Origin of the sequence: Jeotgalicoccus sp. WY2 (genome assembly GCF_018437745.1) — a bacterium.
GTDB classification, from domain to species: domain Bacteria; phylum Bacillota; class Bacilli; order Staphylococcales; family Salinicoccaceae; genus Jeotgalicoccus; species Jeotgalicoccus psychrophilus.
Map to the genome: position 1 here is coordinate 1,828,776 of NZ_CP049818.1, position 19,123 is coordinate 1,847,898.

13 protein-coding genes and 8 pseudogenes are annotated in these 19,123 nt (G+C 36.0%); 16 read left to right on the top strand and 5 right to left on the bottom strand.

What is annotated here, in order from left to right:
• The first annotated feature begins 189 nt into the window (after positions 1–189).
• The 6 genes and pseudogenes from G4D76_RS10640 (at position 190) to merA (ending at position 5,946) form a co-directional block, all read left to right on the top strand.
• Positions 190–1,623 carry a multicopper oxidase family protein gene (locus G4D76_RS10640; protein ID WP_213809856.1) on the top strand — a complete coding sequence of 478 codons (1,434 nt, stop codon included), beginning with the start codon at positions 190–192 and terminating at the stop codon, positions 1,621–1,623.
• Between the two features lie 799 nt (positions 1,624–2,422).
• Positions 2,423–2,821 (top strand): mercury resistance transcriptional regulator MerR, encoded by a 399-nt coding sequence (gene merR / locus G4D76_RS10645; protein ID WP_026867184.1) that lies wholly within the window; start codon positions 2,423–2,425, stop codon positions 2,819–2,821.
• Between the two features lie 27 nt (positions 2,822–2,848).
• On the top strand, positions 2,849–3,130 hold the full coding sequence (locus G4D76_RS10650; RefSeq protein ID WP_213809857.1) for a hypothetical protein: 282 nt from the start codon (positions 2,849–2,851) through the stop codon (positions 3,128–3,130).
• A gap of 117 nt (positions 3,131–3,247) precedes the next feature.
• Entirely contained in the window at positions 3,248–3,610 is a 363-nt protein-coding gene (locus tag G4D76_RS10655) for a TlpA family protein disulfide reductase (RefSeq protein WP_348635048.1), read from the top strand.
• Positions 3,607–4,194, top strand: a complete 588-nt coding sequence (locus G4D76_RS10660) for a cytochrome c biogenesis CcdA family protein (protein ID WP_213809858.1) — start codon at positions 3,607–3,609, stop codon at positions 4,192–4,194. Before G4D76_RS10655 ends, G4D76_RS10660 begins: the two co-directional genes overlap by 4 nt.
• A 127-nt stretch (positions 4,195–4,321) precedes the next feature.
• Positions 4,322–5,946, top strand: a pseudogene (gene merA, locus G4D76_RS10665) (mercury(II) reductase).
• 198 nt (positions 5,947–6,144) lie between these two features.
• On the opposite strand, the pseudogene G4D76_RS10670 reads toward merA, so the two are convergent.
• Positions 6,145–6,591, bottom strand: a pseudogene (locus G4D76_RS10670) (recombinase family protein).
• A gap of 354 nt (positions 6,592–6,945) precedes the next feature.
• Between G4D76_RS10670 and G4D76_RS10675 the strand changes: the two are divergent.
• The 5 genes and pseudogenes from G4D76_RS10675 (at position 6,946) to G4D76_RS10690 (ending at position 10,620) form a co-directional block, all read left to right on the top strand.
• A complete protein-coding gene (locus tag G4D76_RS10675; RefSeq protein WP_052256044.1) occupies positions 6,946–7,314 on the top strand; it encodes an ArsR/SmtB family transcription factor in 369 nt (122 codons plus the stop codon).
• 45 nt (positions 7,315–7,359) lie between these two features.
• A pseudogene (locus G4D76_RS17020) lies at positions 7,360–7,491 on the top strand (heavy metal-associated domain-containing protein); the annotation flags it as partial.
• Between the two features lie 51 nt (positions 7,492–7,542).
• Positions 7,543–7,875 (top strand): heavy-metal-associated domain-containing protein, encoded by a 333-nt coding sequence (locus G4D76_RS16395; protein WP_371814683.1) that lies wholly within the window; start codon positions 7,543–7,545, stop codon positions 7,873–7,875.
• Positions 7,812–10,006 (top strand): annotated as a pseudogene (locus tag G4D76_RS10685) (heavy metal translocating P-type ATPase); the annotation flags it as partial. The gene G4D76_RS16395 and the pseudogene G4D76_RS10685, both read left to right, overlap by 64 nt.
• The gene (locus tag G4D76_RS10690) at positions 10,003–10,620 is read left to right on the top strand and encodes a CadD family cadmium resistance transporter (RefSeq protein WP_213809859.1); all 618 of its coding nucleotides are present in this window, start codon (positions 10,003–10,005) and stop codon (positions 10,618–10,620) included. The pseudogene G4D76_RS10685 and the gene G4D76_RS10690, both read left to right, overlap by 4 nt.
• Positions 10,621–11,221: 601 nt before the next feature.
• Here G4D76_RS10690 and G4D76_RS10695 read toward each other — a convergent pair.
• Positions 11,222–11,762 (bottom strand): annotated as a pseudogene (locus G4D76_RS10695) (recombinase family protein).
• Positions 11,763–11,892: 130 nt separating this feature from the next.
• On the opposite strand from G4D76_RS10695, the pseudogene G4D76_RS10700 reads away from it, so the two are divergent.
• Positions 11,893–13,345: pseudogene (locus G4D76_RS10700) on the top strand (SulP family inorganic anion transporter).
• Positions 13,346–13,364: 19 nt separating this feature from the next.
• Complete coding sequence (locus G4D76_RS10705; RefSeq protein WP_026858757.1) at positions 13,365–13,778, top strand: universal stress protein; 414 nt, start codon at positions 13,365–13,367, stop codon at positions 13,776–13,778.
• Between the two features lie 256 nt (positions 13,779–14,034).
• Here the strand turns inward: G4D76_RS10705 and G4D76_RS17025 are convergent, their stop codons facing one another.
• Positions 14,035–14,262: a helix-turn-helix domain-containing protein gene (locus G4D76_RS17025; protein ID WP_213811031.1), complete on the bottom strand. Its 228-nt coding sequence runs from the start codon at positions 14,260–14,262 to the stop codon at positions 14,035–14,037.
• Between the two features lie 96 nt (positions 14,263–14,358).
• Positions 14,359–14,900 (bottom strand): annotated as a pseudogene (locus G4D76_RS10715) (recombinase family protein).
• Between the two features lie 115 nt (positions 14,901–15,015).
• Between G4D76_RS10715 and G4D76_RS10720 the strand changes: the two are divergent.
• Both G4D76_RS10720 and G4D76_RS10725 read left to right on the top strand, forming a co-directional pair.
• Positions 15,016–16,465: pseudogene (locus tag G4D76_RS10720) on the top strand (SulP family inorganic anion transporter).
• 18 nt (positions 16,466–16,483) lie between these two features.
• A complete protein-coding gene (locus tag G4D76_RS10725) occupies positions 16,484–16,897 on the top strand; it encodes a universal stress protein (protein WP_026858753.1) in 414 nt (137 codons plus the stop codon).
• Positions 16,898–17,405: 508 nt separating this feature from the next.
• On the opposite strand, the gene G4D76_RS10730 is transcribed toward G4D76_RS10725, so the two are convergent.
• The gene (locus G4D76_RS10730; protein WP_213809860.1) at positions 17,406–18,602 is read right to left on the bottom strand and encodes a hypothetical protein; all 1,197 of its coding nucleotides are present in this window, start codon (positions 18,600–18,602) and stop codon (positions 17,406–17,408) included.
• A gap of 376 nt (positions 18,603–18,978) precedes the next feature.
• Here G4D76_RS10730 and G4D76_RS15280 point away from each other — a divergent pair, with 376 nt between their 5' ends.
• On the top strand, positions 18,979–19,116 hold the full coding sequence (locus G4D76_RS15280; protein WP_256440571.1) for a helix-turn-helix domain-containing protein: 138 nt from the start codon (positions 18,979–18,981) through the stop codon (positions 19,114–19,116).
• Positions 19,117–19,123 lie beyond the last annotated feature (7 nt).

Below are 19,123 nucleotides of genomic sequence, written 5' to 3' on the forward strand. Positions count from 1 at the left end.
ATTATTTATTTCCATTTTAACTGATTCCGGACATTCAATCGATTGTCTGGAATCTTTTATCATGAAAATAGATAGATAAGAGGTTAACTTTAACCAAAGCCGGTACACTATAATTAAGTTTAAGATAAATATATTTTGGAGAGACTATTATGAGTGAATATAGTCGAGATTATGAGAAGGAGAGATTGAATGCTGATTAATTCAGACAATCATTTTAAAAAGTTGGATATGAGTTACCAGCCCTCATCGTTAGATACAATATTCCGCAGTGATGATGAAGTTAAAATCATTGAAAATGACATCGAATCACGTCCATTGAATATCCCTTCTTTACTCGAACCAACCAGACAGACAGACGGCCAAATAGAATATGAAATCAGAGCCCGGAGCGGAGAAACAGAAATCATCCCCGGACGAAAAACGCCGTCTCGGGGTTATAATGGAGATTTGTTAGGGCCGACGATAAAGCTTAAAAAAAATCAACAGGTCAAGATTCATACCGGCAATGATATGGATGAAGTGACCACCTATCATTGGCATGGTCTCATTGTTGACGAAGCTTCAGATGGCGGACCACAAATGACTATTGAACCTGATGAAACAAAAACAATTGACTTTAATGTTGATAATGAAGCAGCAACATTATGGTATCACCCCCATCCGCACGGTTTGACTTCAAAGCAGGTGTATGAAGGCTTAGGTGGGATGATTATAGTGGAAGATGAAAATACCGAGCGATTGAAAAAACACCTCCCTCATGAGTATGGGGTGGATGATATTCCGGTTGTCGTACAAGATCGTTTCCTGGTTGACGGGTACAAGTTGGATTACGACGACATAAAAAGTATTGATGGTACGGGAGGCGACACATTGTTGCTGAACGGTACAGCAAACGCCACCTTTGATGCTGACGGGCGCTACTTGCGAATGCGTCTGCTTAATGGTTCGAACGTAACAAATTTTGAGTTTTCATTACAAAACCACACTACATTTTATCAAATCGCCACAGACGGTGGCTTGTTAAATTATCCAATTGAACTCAAGCATTTATTTTTGTCTGCAGGTGAACGTGCTGAAATCATTATTGACTTGGAAGGTTACAAGGAAGAAGAAGTTAAATTATTTGTTAACGGAGTGACCGGTTTAACAATCAGGCGCGGAGAGAATAAAAACAATGCCGATTTTAATCCGAACATGTCCCTTCGCACAGAGATGCTTCCAGTTATTCAACCACATGAGGTCGCTAAGTATCCAAAGAAATTGATGTTGATGGCCGGAACAGATTATCGTGTATCCATCAATGGCAGGAAATATGACCCTGATAGAATTGACACTACTCAGCCTCTGGGTGAATATCAAGTCTGGGAAATTGTCAACGCCAAGGATGAAATGGAAAATTTAATTCATCCTTACCATGTTCATGGTGTGCAATTTAGAATTTTAGATCGGGATGGTAAGATACCGCCCAGAAATGAACAAGGTTGGAAAGATACAGTGCTGGTTAACCCAGGTGAAACGGTTCATATTTTATTGAAATTTACCAAACCGGGTAAGTTCATGTATCATTGCCATATATTAGAGCATGAAGAACATGGCATGATGGGTCATGTAGAAATTGATTAAAAGTAAAAATTACTATGTATTAATAGGGTGTCTATCGAAAATCCCAGAAGCATCACTTATTTTATAAATGCTAATCAGTCATTATAGACTGTGTCCATTATCTCTATATTTAGAGGTAATGGACATTTTTAAATTTTAAAATATTAATGTCTTTATGATTAATTGGGGATATCTGATAAAACGCAGGTGTAATCGGCAAAGGGCTCATCTTTAATGAACTTCATCCTAATTATTGTGTATTTAATATTTAGCGAAGTATGTGTCGCTTTCGATGTTATTTTGTGTAACCAACTTTAAACTCGACTGTATTCAGGAAAAGATAAGTTTTTTTTAACTATAGTGCAAGTTAACTCCTAAATCAGTGCAAGATATCATTAAAAATGTCAAACTAATGAAATCAATATTCCTATAATGTTTATTTAGGGTCTAGTCAAACCTTTCATTTCATTCCCTCCTCATTTATATTATGCACCCTGTATCATGGTACAGGGTCAATAGTTATTATAAAAAATTTCCCTCTTCATTGAAAGGAACCGGCCTCGTTAGCTGTAATCCTGTCAGGAAAATGCAGATTTACAAAGCTTATTTTCCCGACGGGTTCATTTATGTCACTATTTAAAGGAATAACAAATACAATCAAATGGTCATTTGACTATAATGTTTGAGTAGATCACAATAATAACCAAGTGGAGTTGATAGGCTCCCTTAAAGTACAAGCAAGACACTTGAAGAAGAAAAATGTATTATACTTGACCGCGTACTATGGTACGCGGTTTATTATTATTTAGAGGTGAACTATGTGAGTTATCGTATTACTGCATTTGCAGAAAAATGTGGGGTAAATAAAGAGACGATTAGATATTACGAACAAAAAAATTTATTACAAGAACCTTCCCGAACGAAAGCTGGTTATCGGATATATTCAGATGATGATGTTAAGCGTGTATGGTTTATTAAACGGATGCAAGAGCTTGGTTTTTCTTTAAGTGAAATCCACAAGTTGCTTGGTGTTGTAGATAAGGATGATGTGCGGTGTTCGGATATGTATGAGTTCGTTTCTCAAAAAGTTGATGAAGTACAACAACAAATTAGAGATTTAATGCGTGTTGAGAATATGTTGAATGATTTAAAAGAATGTTGTCCAAATGAAGAATATTTATATTCTTGCCCTATTATTGAGAAAATGTTTGAGGGTTAAAATCAACTTTTTAGCAGGTGATGTAAATTGACTGTACAAAAGCGAAAAAATGTAAAGGATAATGATAAATTATTGTTTTTAGGAATACCAGCATTGTTGGTTCTATGTTGCGCTTTACCAATCCTTTTAATTGCAATTGGATTGAGTTCTATGGGTGCTTTCTTAATAGGAAAACAAGTTTGGATATTTGGTGCTGTTTTGTTAATTGTCGGACTGATTATGTTGGTAAAAAGAAGAGGTAGTCGTAATACATGTCAGGATTGTTGCCATTCTAAATTCAGTGAAACAGAAGAAAAAGGGGGGGAGTGATTTGAAATCAATATTGTTCTTTAAAAGATTTTATTATCAGCTCTCATTATTGTAAGCCTCTCAGCATGTGGAATATCCAATGGAACCAACACGATAAACAATGAAAAAACACAACCAATAAGTTCCGAGAAGCCAACACTCATTTATTTCATGGCATCTTGGTGTCCGACTTGTGTAGCAGGGGAAAAGGTATTTAAACAGATTCATAATAAATATGGGAACAATGTTCAACTTATAACTGTTGATATGGATCCCCTACAAGATACAGAACAAGATTTAAAGGATTTCCAACGTCAATATGGTGGAGAATGGACACATTTAATCGATAAAGAATATGAACTCACTAAAAAGTATAAAGTAAAACAATTGGAAGAAGTTTTTTTAATAGATAGCAATCAAGAAGTTATATATCACGCGGTTAACCCTTCCTTCGATGATTTACAAAAGGAACTAACACGTATTGGAGTGAGTAGTTCATGACGGTTCCCTTTATTTTTATTTTTTCAGCAGGAATGGTTGCTGCGTTTAATCCTTGCGGGATTGTTATGTTGCCTTCATATATTAGTTATTTAATTGGTGAAGGAGAGGTTGAAACGAGGCGTTCCTTAATAAGGACAATATCAAAGGGGCTATGGTTAGGATTGTCTATGACGTTGGGATTTCTAACTATTTTTGTGATAGCCGGTTTTCTATTATCGTTATTAGGTAGAGCTTTAATCAATGTTTTTCCAATTTGGTCATTTCTAATGGGCGTACTTATCTTTCTTTTAGGACTAGGGATGTTGCTTGGAAAAAAAGTTTCTCTACCTTTAAGAGTTAATATTAAACAAGGTAAACGATCAGTTTATTTCTATGGTATTGCTTATGGAATCACATCATTAAGTTGTACGTTGCCAGCCTTTTTATTTGTACTCACTGAATCTATGCAAGGTAATTCGTTATTGATGGTTATACTTAAATTTATTGTGTACTCAATCGGTATGGGTGTTGTCGTTACTTCCATAACCATTGTTCTTTGGTTTCAAAAAGATATGTCCAACAATTACTTTCTAAAAATATGGTAATGATCCAATTTATTTCCTCCATTGTTTTTTAATTTCAGGAATTTATAGTTCTTAATTGGGGGAATTGGTCCGGGTGGCATATTTCGATAATTAAAAGGAGTGTTAAAAAATGACTAAGAAAATCAGTATGAAAGTTAGTGGCATGACTTGTATGGGTTGTGAAGAACATGTAGCAGTTGCACTTGAAAATATTGGTGCCAAGAATGTAGAAGCTAGTTTTCGTCACGGTGAAGTATTATTTGAATTACCCGATGATATTGGGATGAAAGTGCAAAAAAGGCTATTGATGAGGCGAAATATCAACCTGGAGAAATAGAAGAATATCATCACAAGAAAATGTGGTGTTAGGTAATGAAGGCGATTATGACTTACTTATCATTGGTTCCGGTGGTTCGGCTTTTTCAGCTGCGATCAAAGCGATTGAATACGGGGCAAAAGTAGCCATGATTGAGCGTGGAACCGTTGGCGGAACATGTGTAAACATTGGCTGTGTTCCATCAAAAACACTTCTTAGGGCTGGAGAAATTAATCATTTAGCAAAAGTAAATCCATTTACGGGATTACAAACATCTGCTGGAGAAGTGGAATTAGCACCCTTAATCAAGCAAAAAGATGAATTAGTGAGTGAGCTTCGCAATCAAAAATATGTGGATCTAATTGATGAATATGGAATTGACTTAATTGTAGGTGAAGCAAAATTTACTGATGAACAGACGGTTGAAGTCAATGGGGAGAAACTTTCCGCAAAACGCTTTTTAATTGCAACGGGTGCATCTCCTTCTCTCCCGCCGATTTCAGGACTTGAAGAAGTGGAGTATTTAACAAGTACAACGCTCCTTGAAATAAAAAAGGTACCTAAACGATTAACGGTGATCGGTTCAGGATATATCGGAATGGAGCTTGGCCAATTGTTTCATAACTTAGGTTCAGAAGTAACGCTTATGCAAAGAAGTGAGCGACTGTTAAAAGAGTATGACCCAGAGATTTCTGAAGTAGTAGAAAAAGCTTTAATTGAACAAGGAATAAACCTTGTAAAAGGGGCAACTTTTGAGCGTGTAGAACAATCTGGAGAGATAAAGAAGGTTCATGTTACAGTAGATGGCAAGAAAAAAGTGATTGAATCAGAGCAGCTGCTTGTTGCAACAGGAAGAAAACCAAATACGGATACGTTGAATTTAAATGCAGCTGGGGTTAAAGTCGGAAAACGAAAAGAAATACTGATAAATGATTATGCTAGAACAAGTAATGAAAAGATTTATGCGGAGGAGATGTTACATTAGGGCCTCAATTTGTCTATCTAGCAGCATATGAAGGTGGAATTGTTGCCGATAATGCAATCGGTGGATTAAATAAAAAACTAGATTTATCAGTGGTTCCCGGCGTGACATTTACAAATCCAGTAGGGTAGCAACAGTAGGCTTAACAGAAGAACAAGCAAAAGAAAAAGGCTATGAGGTCAAAACCTCCGTATTGCCTTTAGATGCTGTTCCAAGAGCGATAGTAAATCATGAAACAACAGGTGTTTTTAAGCTTATTGCTGATTCGAAAACATTGAAAATGTTAGGGGTTCATGTTGTATCTGAAAATGCAGGTGAAGTGATTTATGCAGCGACTTTAGCCGTTAAGTTTGGTTTAACCGTAGATGATTTAAAAGAAATCCTTGCACCATATTTAACAATGGCAGAAGGATTAAAATTAGCTGCACTTACATTTGATAAAGATGTATCAAAATTATCTTGTTGTGCAGGGTAAGCTCTTATTTATAGTAGCTTAACTATGTGAAGAAAATACACTCAAACTATCCGGTGGCTATAATTGAGAAAGCCAATCTAAAAAAGTCGGTTCCTTAGCGTACAGGAATTCGACTTTTTTAGGTTGAAATTCCCTTAACGTACAAAATTTCCGAAATGTTGGCGGTACCCCTGAAATAGAAACGGGCGGCCTACCAAACTAAATACCATTACGTAAGGCCAAGTCAATTCCTTCGCGCTGCCGTTTCCGGATGCGTTCTCGTTCCTCTTCAGCCATCCAGGAGAGAATCTGCAAAACTAAATCTGCAATAAATGTTCCCATACTATCTTTATACTGCGTCGTATCGAGTAGCGGCATATCCAATACATAATGTCAGCCTCAATATTTTTCGTAAGATCATTCCATTCTTGAAGAATTTCTTCTGTATTCCGACCAAACCGATCAAGCGAATGGATATAAAATATCACCTTTACGAATAACTCGTTTAAGCAGCTGATAATTCGCTCGTTCAAAATTCTTTCCACTTTGCTTGTCTAGATAGATATCACGTTCTATGACGCCCATTTTTTTCATGGATTCCAATTGACGCCCTTCACTTTGATCTGTGATGCTGACACGAATGTAACCAAATTTACGATACTCCATAATTCACCTGGTAAATCGTTTCTTTTCTCAAATTATACCTCAAAAGCGTTCGTAAAAGTGTAGTTAAAACAACGAACGTTCGTAAAGTGTTTTGAGATATTTATGAACTTTTTTTGATTGTTTTTAGTTGTTTTCTAAGCCTTCGTGAAAGTGTGCTTTTAAGAACGAATAAATTATTTATCACAATAAAGTTCACTTACGATATCGTAATTTCTTTCAGCTTTATTTCAGAAAATTCTTTCTATGTCGAGAAAAACTTATACAAATTTATTATTATTCAAACGTCTGCTTGAATAAAGAAAAACAAGATGTTATGCTATATTCAAACAAATATTTGAATGATGAGGTGTATGTATGAATAAGAAAGAAACATGTGAAGTTTTTTGTTATGACGAAGAAAAGGTTAACCGGATGCAAGAGAATTTACAAACTGTAGATATTGCCGGTATATCACAGATGCTTAAGGCTATTGCCGATGTGAATAGGGCAAAAATCACCTATTCCTTATGCAAGGAAGAGGAATTATGCGTCTGTGATATCGCAAATATACTCGGTGTGACTGTAGCAAATGCATCTCATCATTTACGCACGCTCTACAAAGAAGGCATCGTTACATTCAGGAAAGAAGGGAAACTCGCGTTCTATTCACTGGAAGATCAGCATATTAAAGAAATCATGACGATTGCATTAATACATAGGAAAGAAGTGATAACCAATGTCTGAAGGGATTGCAGAGCTGACTGAAGAAAAAAAAAAGTTTACCGTGTTCAGGGGTTTTCCTGTGCGAACTGTGCAGGGAAATTTGAGCGCAATGTGAAGAAACTACCTGAAGTTCAAGATGCGAAGGTGAATTTTGGCGCATCAAAAATTTCTGTATATGGTTCTGCAACGGTTGAGGAACTGGAAGAAGCAGGGGCATTTGAAAACCTCAAGGTGGTGCCTGAAAAGTCTATGCGTCAAACGCAACCAGAAGTAAATAAAGAAAAAAAAGTTTACCGTGTTCAGGGGTTTTCCTGTGCGAACTGTGCAGGGAAATTTGAGAATAATGTGAAGAAACTACCTGAAGTTCAAGATGCGAAGGTGAATTTTGGCGCATCAAAAATTTCTGTATATGGTTCTGCAACGGTTGAGGAACTGGAAGAAGCAGGGGCATTTGAAAACCTCAAAGTGGTGCCTGAAAAGTCTATGCGTCAAACGCAACCAGAAGTAAATAAAGAAAAAAAGTTTACCGTGTTCAGGGGTTTTCCTGTGCGAACTGTGCAGGGAAATTTGAGAATAATGTGAAGAAACTACCTGAAGTTCAAGATGCGAAGGTGAATTTTGGCGCATCAAAAATTTCTGTATATGGTTCTGCAACGGTTGAGGAACTGGAAGAAGCAGGGGCGTTTGAAAACCTCAAAGTGGTGCCTGAGAAATCCCGGGAAGAAAGTGGACAAGACAAAAAGAAAAGGAAGTAACCATTCCATTTTATAAAAAGCACAGCACTCTGCTCTATTCGCTACTGTTTATCGCTTTTGGCTTCATTTCAATGTTGGTGAATGGTGATGACAATATTCTTACACCACTGCTGTTCATCACTTCCATGATTGTCGGAGGGGCTTCAATGCTGAAAACGGGTCTCCAGAATTTAGTCCGGTTTGAATTTGATATGCGAACCCTGATGACAGTCGCAGTGATTGGCGGTGTCATCATCGGAGAATGGGCCGAGGTCGCCATTGTTGTCATCTTGTTTGCCATCAGCGAAGCGTTGGAGCGTTTCTCGATGGATCGAGCAAGGCAATCCATCAGTTCATTGATGGATATTGCTCCTAAAGAGGCACTTGTCAGACGCAACGGACAGGAAATGACAGTGCACGTCAATGATATTGCTGTGGGCGATATCATGATTGTTAAGCCTGGACAGAAAATTGCTATGGACGGCGTAATTGTCAATGGCTACTCTGCAATCAACCAGGCAGCAATCACAGGTGAATCAGTGCCGGTTGAAAAATCGATCGATGATGAAGTATTTGCAGGGACACTGAACGAAGAAGGCTTACTGGAAGTTAAAATCACTAAATTGGTTGAAGATACGACCATTGCCAAAATCATTCATCTGGTGGAAGAAGCACAAGGTGAGCGTGCTCCTGCCCAGGCATTCGTTGATAAATTTGCAAAATATTATACGCCTGCCATTATGGTTGTCGCAGTGCTGGTTGCGATTGTACCCCCGTTATTTTTCGGTGCGAGCTGGTCCACTTGGGTGTATCAAGGGTTAGCGGTTCTCGTTGTAGGTTGTCCATGTGCATTGGTAATTTCCACGCCGATAGCGATTGTTTCGGCAATCGGAAATGCTGCCAAGAAGGGAGTCCTTGTAAAAGGCGGGGTCTACCTCGAAGAAATGGGTGGATTAAAGGCCATTGCATTTGATAAGACCGGCACACTCACAAAAGGCGTCCCGGTTGTAACTGATTATCGTTTAATCGACAATGCAATTGATGAAAAGGAAATGCTGGCAGTCATCACAGCATTGGAAGATCGTTCCCAGCATCCATTGGCATCCGCGATTATAAAGAAGGCAGACAGTTATAACCTTCCTTATTCTGATATTTTTGTCGAAGACTTTTCTTCCATTACAGGCAAAGGGATACGGGGCAAAATCAATAATGAAATGTATTACGTTGGCAGCCCGGCATTATTTGAAGAGATAGAGGCAGCTAATTTCAATGATTCAATTAAAAGTGATGTCAAAACACTTCAAGAACAAGGTAAGACCGTTATGGTTGCAGGAACGAAAAATACAGTTCAGGCAATCATTGCAGTCGCGGATGAAGTCCGCGAATCAAGTAAAGCGGTAATCCAGAAGCTGCATCAGGCAGGCATCGAAAAAACAGTCATGCTTACGGGGGATAATCATAGTACTGCCCGTGCGATTGGTTCACATGTCGGTGTCACAGATATTCAATCTGAATTACTCCCGCAGGATAAACTAGACGTAATCAAGCAACTAAAAACTGATTATCGTCATGTAGGCATGGTCGGCGATGGGGTCAATGACGCCCCGGCGCTGGCAGCTTCCACCGTTGGTATCGCTATGGGTGGCGCCGGTACAGATACCGCTCTTGAAACAGCGGATGTCGCTTTAATGGGCGATGACCTGAGGAAACTGCCCTTTACCATCAAACTTAGCCGTAAAACATTGAACATCATCAAAGCGAATATCGCTTTTGCCATTGGAATCAAACTGATTGCTCTATTGTTGGTCATCCCAGGATGGCTGACACTATGGATTGCGATTCTCTCGGACATGGGTGCCACTTTAGTGGTGGCCTTGAATGGTTTGAGGCTTATGCGTGTGAAGGAAGATGAATTAAGCTTGGGTTCTTCCCAGATAAGTAAAAGTACTGATGTCGAAATATTGGAGTTGGAAAAATGATTATAACGGCATTTACAGCTGCTGCCATCTATGTAGCGACAGGAATCGACTATCTCGTCATATTGATTCTTCTGTTTTCGCAAATCAAAAAGAGTAATCAAATAAAACATATCTGGATTGGACAATATATTGGGACAGTCATTATTATACTCGCGAGTCTTCTGGTGTCATTGGGCGTTGCTAATCTAGTTCCCCAACAATGGATGATCGGACTGCTTGGACTGCTGCCGCTTTATCTGGGTATAAAAATATGGATTCAAGGTGAAGACGAAGATGAAGGCAACATTCTCTCCCTTTTCTCTTCAGGCAGATTCAATCAATTATTCATAACGATCACTTTCATTGTACTGGCTTCCAGTGCGGATGATTTCGCTATCTATATACCGTACTTTACGACTTTAAATATGATGGAAATCATTATTGCCGTCATTGTTTTCATGATCATGGTTGGTGTTCTATGTCTAATCAGCTATCGATTGGCTTCCTTGAATTTTGTTTCAGATAAAATCGAAAAATATGAACGTTGGATCGTTCCAATCGTCTTTATAGGATTAGGAATTTATATCCTATTTGAAAATGGCACATTCAACGCTCTGTTCTCATTCCTATTTTAATAGAAAATTTTATAAGCCGATATCTCTCTTTTAATGTGAGATATCGGCTTAATTTTAGTGCAAAATATCACTTAAATAAGTGCAAAATAAAGTCAAAAGTCACACCCAGATTTAAGACAAAGGTCTGCTAAACTTTAATCACCGATTCACATCCGGTTACTCCTTCTGTCACTTTCGTAATTATTCTGCACTAATTCAGACGATAATTTGCATTATAATTAAAGAACCCAGCTTGTCTTCGTAAGAAGACAAGCTGGGTTCTAAAGTAGTAGTGCAAAATAGTATTTAAAAATATGCAATTCATCGGTGAAAGAGACACTCTAGTGTTGTCTATTTAGGATCTACCTTTATTAGGCAACTATATAACACTTTAAAAAAGAAATACTGTCAATTTCGATGTTATTTCGCACTGATTTGGGCGATAATTTGTACTATAGTTAAGAAGCCCAGCTAATCTTTTCACAAAGACAGCTGGGCTTTAAAGTTGGTTATGCAAAATAACACTTAAAATATATGCAATTTATCGTCAAAAATGACAATCCTAGTATTTGTATTAAACAATTAAAAAACTCAAACGTCTCAAAAATATTCGTTTATGAGATTATTTGTCTAAATGTCTATATAGAGTAGCGCGACTTATATTTGTAGCAGCTTTAATTTCATCCAGTGTGTATTTTTTTAACATATACATTTCAACTGCTTTTTATATTATCGTCACTTCGTTTAGGTCTTCCCATTTTCTTTCCATCTTTTCTTGCCTTTTTAACACCTAATTGTGTTCTGAATCTGACAACATCACTTTGAAAATTAGAAATTTCATTTAAAATGTGTTGGAAACTATATTCTGCAGCAGCAGAAACTAGTATGTCCGGATTGATAATAAGGATACGTACACCTTTTTTACTGCATAAGTCAATGATATCTACTAGCTGTTTTGTTGAGTCGGCTAGTATACATATATCTGTAATAAACAATTCATCATTTTCTTTCAGTGTCTCATGAAGCAAAGAGTCTAACTGATTTCTAAGTTTATTTTCTGCATGTTCTTCTATATAGATATCCTTAGTATGTTCTTCTAATTTTTTCTTTTGATTTTCAATATCATCATATAATTCAATAGGTCTTATATAACCGTATTTCATTTAATTCCACTCCTGTCTTTACAATATTGTAACATTAAATTTAAATATATTATTCTCATAAAGGGAAGTACATATGAAACTCTTCTGTTATAATTACTTTATATATTTAATTTAGAGTAGGAAGTGTATTATGTTAGAAAAATTTAAAAAGGAATGGCTGACAGCGCCGGGTACGAATATTTTGGCCGGTGTGGTAGTTGCATTAGCATTAATTCCTGAAGCAATCGCATTTTCAATTATTGCCGGAGTCGATCCGATGGTTGGTTTATATGCATCATTTCTTATTGCGGTAATCATTTCATTCGTTGGTGGACGGCCAGCTATGATTTCAGCTGCGACAGGGGCAATCGCGTTACTTATTGTGCCGCTAGTCAATGATTACGGGGTCGATTATCTGCTGGCAGCGACAATACTCATGGGAGTTATTCAACTAGTTTTTGGGCTGTTAAAAGTTGGTAAATTGATGAAGTTTATACCAAACTCGGTGATGATTGGTTTTGTTAATGCGCTGGCAATTATGATATTCATGTCGCAAATTGAACATATTTTTGGAATATCTATCGATAGTTATGTTTACGTCATCGCTACATTATTTATAGTCTATGTATTTCCAAAGTTCATTAAAAAAGTACCTGCACCATTAATCGCTCTTGTCGTCTTAACGGGTGTCTATATTATTTTCGGATCTAACGTAGGTACAGTCGGTGACCTTGGCACTATCGAAAGATCTCTGCCGAGCTTCTTCATTCCAGACGTTCCATTTACAATGGAAACTCTGATGATTATCTTGCCTTATTCGCTCTCTATGGCGGTTGTCGGACTGGTAGAAAGTCTACTAACTGCTAGAATTGTTGATAATGCAACAGACACTTACAGTAGTAAAAATAAAGAATCCCGCGGTCAAGGTATCGCAAACTTCATTACTGGATTCTTTGGTGGAATGGGTGGTTGTGCCATGATTGGTCAATCAATCATTAATGTGAGGTCGGGTGCCACAACAAGACTATCTACTTTCACTGCTGGTGTGTTTCTAATGTTCCTGATTATCGTGCTCGGTGATTGGGTTGTCCAAATTCCAATGCCAATACTTGCGGGTATTATGGTGATGGTCGCTATTGGTACATTCGACTGGAATTCATTCAAGTATATCGCTAAAGCGCCTCGTACAGATTCTTTCGTGATGCTGATTAACCGTCACTATTGTATTGTTCACACATAACCTTGCAATCGGAGTTATCGTAGGGGTTATATTCAGTGCACTTTTCTTTGCTACAAAAATTTCGAAGGTAGACGTTCATTTAGAAGAAATGAAAAACACTATTACGCTAAGTTTTGAAGGACAGATTTTCTTCGCATCTATTGATACAACGCTTGAACAAATTGATTTTAAGAAATACGAAAAACCTGTTCAATTAGATTTTTCTAAGGCTCATTTATGGGATGATTCTGCAGTAGATGCAATTGATACGATTGTAAGAAAGTTTGAAGAAAAGGGCAACATTGTTCATATCAGGGAATTGAATACAGACAGTCGTAAGATTGTTAAAGAGCTGAGTCAATTAAATGAACAACATCTGACTTAATAATAAGGGGGAGATATTAATGTATAAATCAATTCTACTTGCCGCCGATGGTTCTGAGAACAGTATCAGGGCAGCAGAAGAAACATTAAATTTCATCAATGAAGAAACAGAAGTAACAATACTCAATGTGATCGACCCTACTGATTCTAAAAATGATGTATTACACAGTGGTCCTTCAGAAAGTATTATGCATAAACGTAAAGAAAAATTATCAAAGATTATAAATCTCTATGAGACGAATAACATCTCTTACACGATTCAGTATGAACATGGCGTACCCAATGAAACTGTGGTCGCTTTTGCCAATAAAGGACACTATCAGTTAGTCGTCCTTGGCAATAGGGGATTGAATAGTTTGCAGGAAATGGTAATGGGAAGTGTGAGCCATAAAGTGGCAAAACGTTCAGAAATTCCAGTAATGATAGTTAAATAACATTTGAAGAAACGACTACTGTAATGTACTTCATTTCAATGGTCGTTTCTTTATAATTAACATCTCTTAAATTTTTGGAATATATCATTTATGGTAACTCTCGTAACGTATGACCCGTTAATGAGATATATTTTTTCACCTATAGGTTTAAGAAGTTTTTTACTTTAGTGAAGTATTTTACATGAGGAAAAAGCATATTATCTGTCGTAAAAGATACATGAAAATTTTTATAATCAGTGATGAAAGTACAGTGGTTCTATTTTTTATTACAGTTTAAATATCGATAAAAAGTAGTTCTGCTAATGCCAATCGTTTCAATAATTTCTTTTACACTGTATTCTCCCGTATTATATAGATTAATAGCTTTTGTAATATCGGTGATTTTAACTCTTGGGCGGCCGCCTTTTCGATTCCTTCCTCTTGAATCTTTTAAACTCTCCTCAAAATTATATCTTTCTAATAAATCAGAATGATGTATAAATATTGTTGACGGGTGTCCACTCGATTACACCCATAAACATACTGGCTCAAAAAATTACCTCCCTTATAATATATCATCTCAAAATATCCGTTTATAAGACTATTTATCTAAATGTCTATATAGAGTAGCTCGACTTATATTTGTAGCAGATTTAATTTCATCTAATGTGAATTTATTTAACGTATACATTTCTATCGCTTTTCTAATATTTTCATCGTTCCGTTTTGGTCTTCCCATCTGTTTTCCTTTTTTGTAGCACTGTTTACTCCTTCTTTGGTCCTAAATCTGACTACGTCACTTTGAAAATTTGAGATTTCACTTAAAATTTGATTAAAGGTATATCGAGGTGTAGGGCTGATAAACATAGAAGGATTGATAATACGGATTGAAATAAAGTCGCGGTCTAAAGAATTGACAATATCGACAAGCTGTTTGGTTGAATCTGCTAAAATACATAAATCAGTAACATACAGTTGGTCATTTGGCTTCAATATATCATTAAGCAATCTATCTAATTGATATCGATTTTTAGTATCTGTATGATTTTCCCTTATAATGTTATGAGTATAAATTTTTATTTTTTTCTCTTGTTCAGGTATAACATCATATAAATCAATTGGTCTAATGTAGCCATATTTCATTAAATAACACTCCTTTCTTTAGAAAGTATAACATTTATTCTCATAAAGGGGTATAAATATGGAACTATTCTGTTATACTTACTTTAGTTATTTTAAAAGAGTAGGAAGTGTATTTATGAAAGAAAAGTTTAAAAAAGAATGGCTGACTGCGCCGGGTACTAACATTATGGCTGGAGTCGTCGTCGCATTGGCTTTGATTCCAGAAGCCATCGCATTTTCAATTATTGCTGGAGTCGATCCAATGGTAGGGTTGTATGCTTCATTCCTTATTGCTGTAATCATTTCGATTGTCGGCGGTCGTCCAGCTATGATTTCGGGAGCAACCGGTGCAATCGCATTACTTATAGTCCCGCTTGTCAGTGAATACGGCGTTGATTATTTATTGGCAGCGACAATACTCATGGGAATTATTCAACTGATTCTAGGTTTGTTAAAAGTTGGAAAGTTAATGAAGTTTATTCCGAACTCAGTAATGATTGGCTTCGTTAATGCCCTTGGTATTATGATATTTATGTCTCAAATTGAACATATTTTCGGTATATCCATTGATACTTACATCTATGTAATTGTCACACTTCTTATCGTTTATATTGTTCCGAGATTCCTCAAGAAGGTACCTGCACCATTGATTGCACTCTTACTTTTGACAGGTATTTATATTATTTTTGGTTCTAACGTAGGGACAGTGGGGGATTTAGGAAATATTGAGCGATCTCTCCCAAGCTTCTTTATTCCAGATGTTCCATTTACCATGGAAACCCTAATGATTATTTACCTTACTCGCTATCGATGGCTATTGTAGGTCTCGTAGAAAGTTTACTGACTGCTAAAATAGTCGATAACGCAACGGACACTTACAGCAGCAAAAACAGAGAATCCCGCGGTCAGGGTATCGCAAACTTTATTACAGGATTCTTTGGTGGTATGGGTGGTTGTGCCATGATTGGTCAATCAGTTATCAACGTGAAATCAGGTGCCACAACTAGATTGTCTTCTCTCAGTGCGGGTGTTGTATTAATATTGATGATTATTGTTCTGGGCAATTGGGTTGTTCAGATTCCAATGCCAATACTTGCCGGTATTATGGTAATGGTTTCTATTGGTACATTCGACTGGAGTTCTTTCAGATATGTGCAAAAAGCACCAAGGACTGATGCATTCGTCATGCTCATCACAGTAGCTATTGTATTATTTACACATAACCTTGCAATCGGTGTTATTGTGGGTGTTATATTCAGTGCGCTCTTCTTTGCGACGAAAATCTCAAAAGTCGATGTGTATCTGGAAGAAATGGAAAATACTATTACGCTGCATTTTGAAGGTCAGATTTTCTTTGCATCAATTGATACAACAATTGAAAAAATTGATTTCAAGAATATGATAAACCGATTCAATTAGATTTTTCCAAAGCTCATTTATGGGATGACTCCGCAGTAGATGCGATTGATACCATCGTAAGAAAGTTTGAGGAAAAAGGTAATACAGTTTATATCAAACAATTAAATACAGACAGTCGTAAAATTGTTAAAGAACTGAGCCAGTTGAATGAACAGCACCTTACTTAAGATATAGGAGGAATTTCGATGTATAAATCAATTTTGCTTGCCGCAGACGGTTCTGATAATAGTATCAGAGCCGCAAAGGAAACGTTAAATTTTATCAATGAAGAGTCAGAAGTTACCATACTCAATGTCATCGATCCAGCAGATTCTAAAGACGATGTGCTACACAGTGGAGTTTCAGAAAGTATTATTAATAAGAGAAAAGAAAAACTGTCAGAAATTATTAGTGTTTATGAATCGAACGATATTCCTTACCTGATTCATTATGAACATGGTGTGCCGAATGAAACTGTTGTCGCTTTTGCCAATAAAGGACAGTATCAATTAGTCGTTTTGGGCAATAGGGGATTGAATAGTCTGCAGGAAATGGTAATGGGAAGTGTGAGTCACAAAGTTGCCAAACGTTCGAAAATTCCAGTAATGATTGTTAAATAAACATTTGAAGCGTCTATAGAAAATCCTATAGACGCTTCTTTTTAAATTTTTATCAAAAAAACCATTTATACATAGAAGAATATATAAGCGAAATTAATTAAATAAATAAAGCATGCATACTCATATTCAAGGTGAAATTTATGTAGAAGAAATAAGTTGATCTCCAGGTGTTTGTGGCTAATCACCGGATGAAATACTTATTAAGTGTGAACTAAATGGTTAAAGTATAGTTAAATGTAAGATACATAATTTCATAAAATTTCGTAAGACAACATTTAAATTAAGTGCAAAATAAAATATAAAGTTACACCAAAACTAATGGAATCAATAGTCTTATAATGTTTATTTAGGGTCTATTATAAATAGACAAAAATTTTAAACTTTTTTATTATCTACCTTTTCATCTGTGCTTTCTTTCTTCTTTTTTCATCTTCTCTAAAGATTACTGGGAATAATTCTTTCTTTAATCGTATCTGTTCTTCATCTTCGAAAGCGTCCAAATAAGGGTTTAATGTCCGCAAACGAATTTCCATCGAACTATTATATTTCTACTTTCTTCATCATTAGATGCTAATTTTGCTAAATAAGCAGTTAATGAACCAAGTGCGGCAGTTACTACTAGGCGAGATATTAGTTCTGTGACACTCATAGATCCACTGTCAGATCCAACTTGTTGAATCAGTAAAAAGAATCCTACTACTATAGTCGCTGCAAAAGCAATTATCGTAAAAAGTCTCCACCACCATACGGATTCAGCTTTATTTTTAGCTTCATTAGCAAAATGACCTGCAATACCGTTATTTGCTACATTTCCTACAATACTAGCAGCCTCTTCTTGTTTTTTACGTAAATCTTTTATTAATTGATCGCTTTCACTCTCTAAATCATTTTTCCAATTATCATGTTCATTTTTTAATTCTTCATCTCGAGTTTGAAAATCATTTTCCCATTCATTTAGAAATTTTTCCTTTTCTACTTTTAAGCTTTCTAAGTAGTCTGACTTTTCCGCCTCGAAAGAATCTTTTATTTGCTCTAATATATTGTTTTTTTCGTCTTCTAATTCTTTAATAAAACTATTAAATGCGGTTGAACGATCAGTTTGATTATTAAGAAAATCAGACTGAAATTGAGAATATTGGTGATCTAATACTTGTTGTTTCTCATTTATTTTATTCTCTAATTCATTCCACTTTTCATTTATATAGTGCTCTTTTTCCTCTAAATTATTAGTGGTATTAATCAATTGATCTCTCATTGTTTCTAATTCTTCAATATTTCTTTGGTATCTACTTTGATATTGACCAATAGATGAAAATAATGATCTAGCAGCATCTTTTAACCGTTCACTTGCTTCTGCTACTGGTAAAGGCATTGCCGATGCCAAGTCGGCTAAAATAGCAAAACCTTTAGAAAAATTGCTGTTAGTATTGTAGTTATTATAGTTGTCAGCACTTTTTAATCCGCTTTTAACCCAACTGATAGCATTGCTGATATTATTATTATTAATTTTGCTCTCTGGTACCATATAGGTTAAAGCATTAGTAAACCTTGTTTCTATATCTTTGAAAGCGATGTGCATATTATTAAATCTATTTCTTCCATTTTCATCTAGTTTTTCGATAAAACTTTGTTCTTCAACTTGCTCATCAAATTCTTCATTAATTGATTCGATGTTTTGTATAAGTTCATCTAAATTCTTAACCAAATATTATTCCCTCCAATATATTACTTTTAGTTTGCTACATATATAACCGTATATTGTTTATTATATATGACAAGACTATATAATTTGATATTCTAAATAACAACCGTTAATTGGACCATTTTGTGGAAGAATAAATGGTCCTTTAAATCTGTGATTAAAGACTAAAAACTCGTATAATAATCAACGTATAAATAATATAAAAGTACATGAGTTTTTGAACTCAAGCATCAGCTGTGCGCTTTGATTTGTGAACATTGATAGGATCGATGCGTGTTTAATACGGTAAAAACGACTAAAAAGGATTCAGAAAAGTGAAAGAACAAAAAAAGGGTTAGAATCCGCACGATCGAGAGGCAGGGTCGGTGGACGACCACGAATCACTCAAGAGAAAGTGAATATGATTGTATCACTCTATCATAGTAAAACATATACCATCAATGAGATAATGAAAATGACCGGTGTGTCAAAAGGGACGATATATAATGTAATCAATCAGGAGAAATTGAATACATAGCAGGATA

What these genes read in the sequence shown, in the direction of transcription:
- G4D76_RS10705 (WP_026858757.1), top strand. Translation starts at nt 13,365, where the DNA reads ATGTATAAATCAATTCTACTTGCCGCCGATGGTTCTGAGAACAGTATC.
- G4D76_RS10690 (WP_213809859.1), top strand. Translation starts at nt 10,003, where the DNA reads ATGATTATAACGGCATTTACAGCTGCTGCCATCTATGTAGCGACAGGA.
- G4D76_RS10640 (WP_213809856.1), top strand. Translation starts at nt 190, where the DNA reads ATGCTGATTAATTCAGACAATCATTTTAAAAAGTTGGATATGAGTTAC.
- G4D76_RS10675 (WP_052256044.1), top strand. Translation starts at nt 6,946, where the DNA reads ATGAATAAGAAAGAAACATGTGAAGTTTTTTGTTATGACGAAGAAAAG.
- G4D76_RS10725 (WP_026858753.1), top strand. Translation starts at nt 16,484, where the DNA reads ATGTATAAATCAATTTTGCTTGCCGCAGACGGTTCTGATAATAGTATC.
- G4D76_RS16395 (WP_371814683.1), top strand. Translation starts at nt 7,543, where the DNA reads ATGCGTCAAACGCAACCAGAAGTAAATAAAGAAAAAAAAGTTTACCGT.
- G4D76_RS10660 (WP_213809858.1), top strand. Translation starts at nt 3,607, where the DNA reads ATGACGGTTCCCTTTATTTTTATTTTTTCAGCAGGAATGGTTGCTGCG.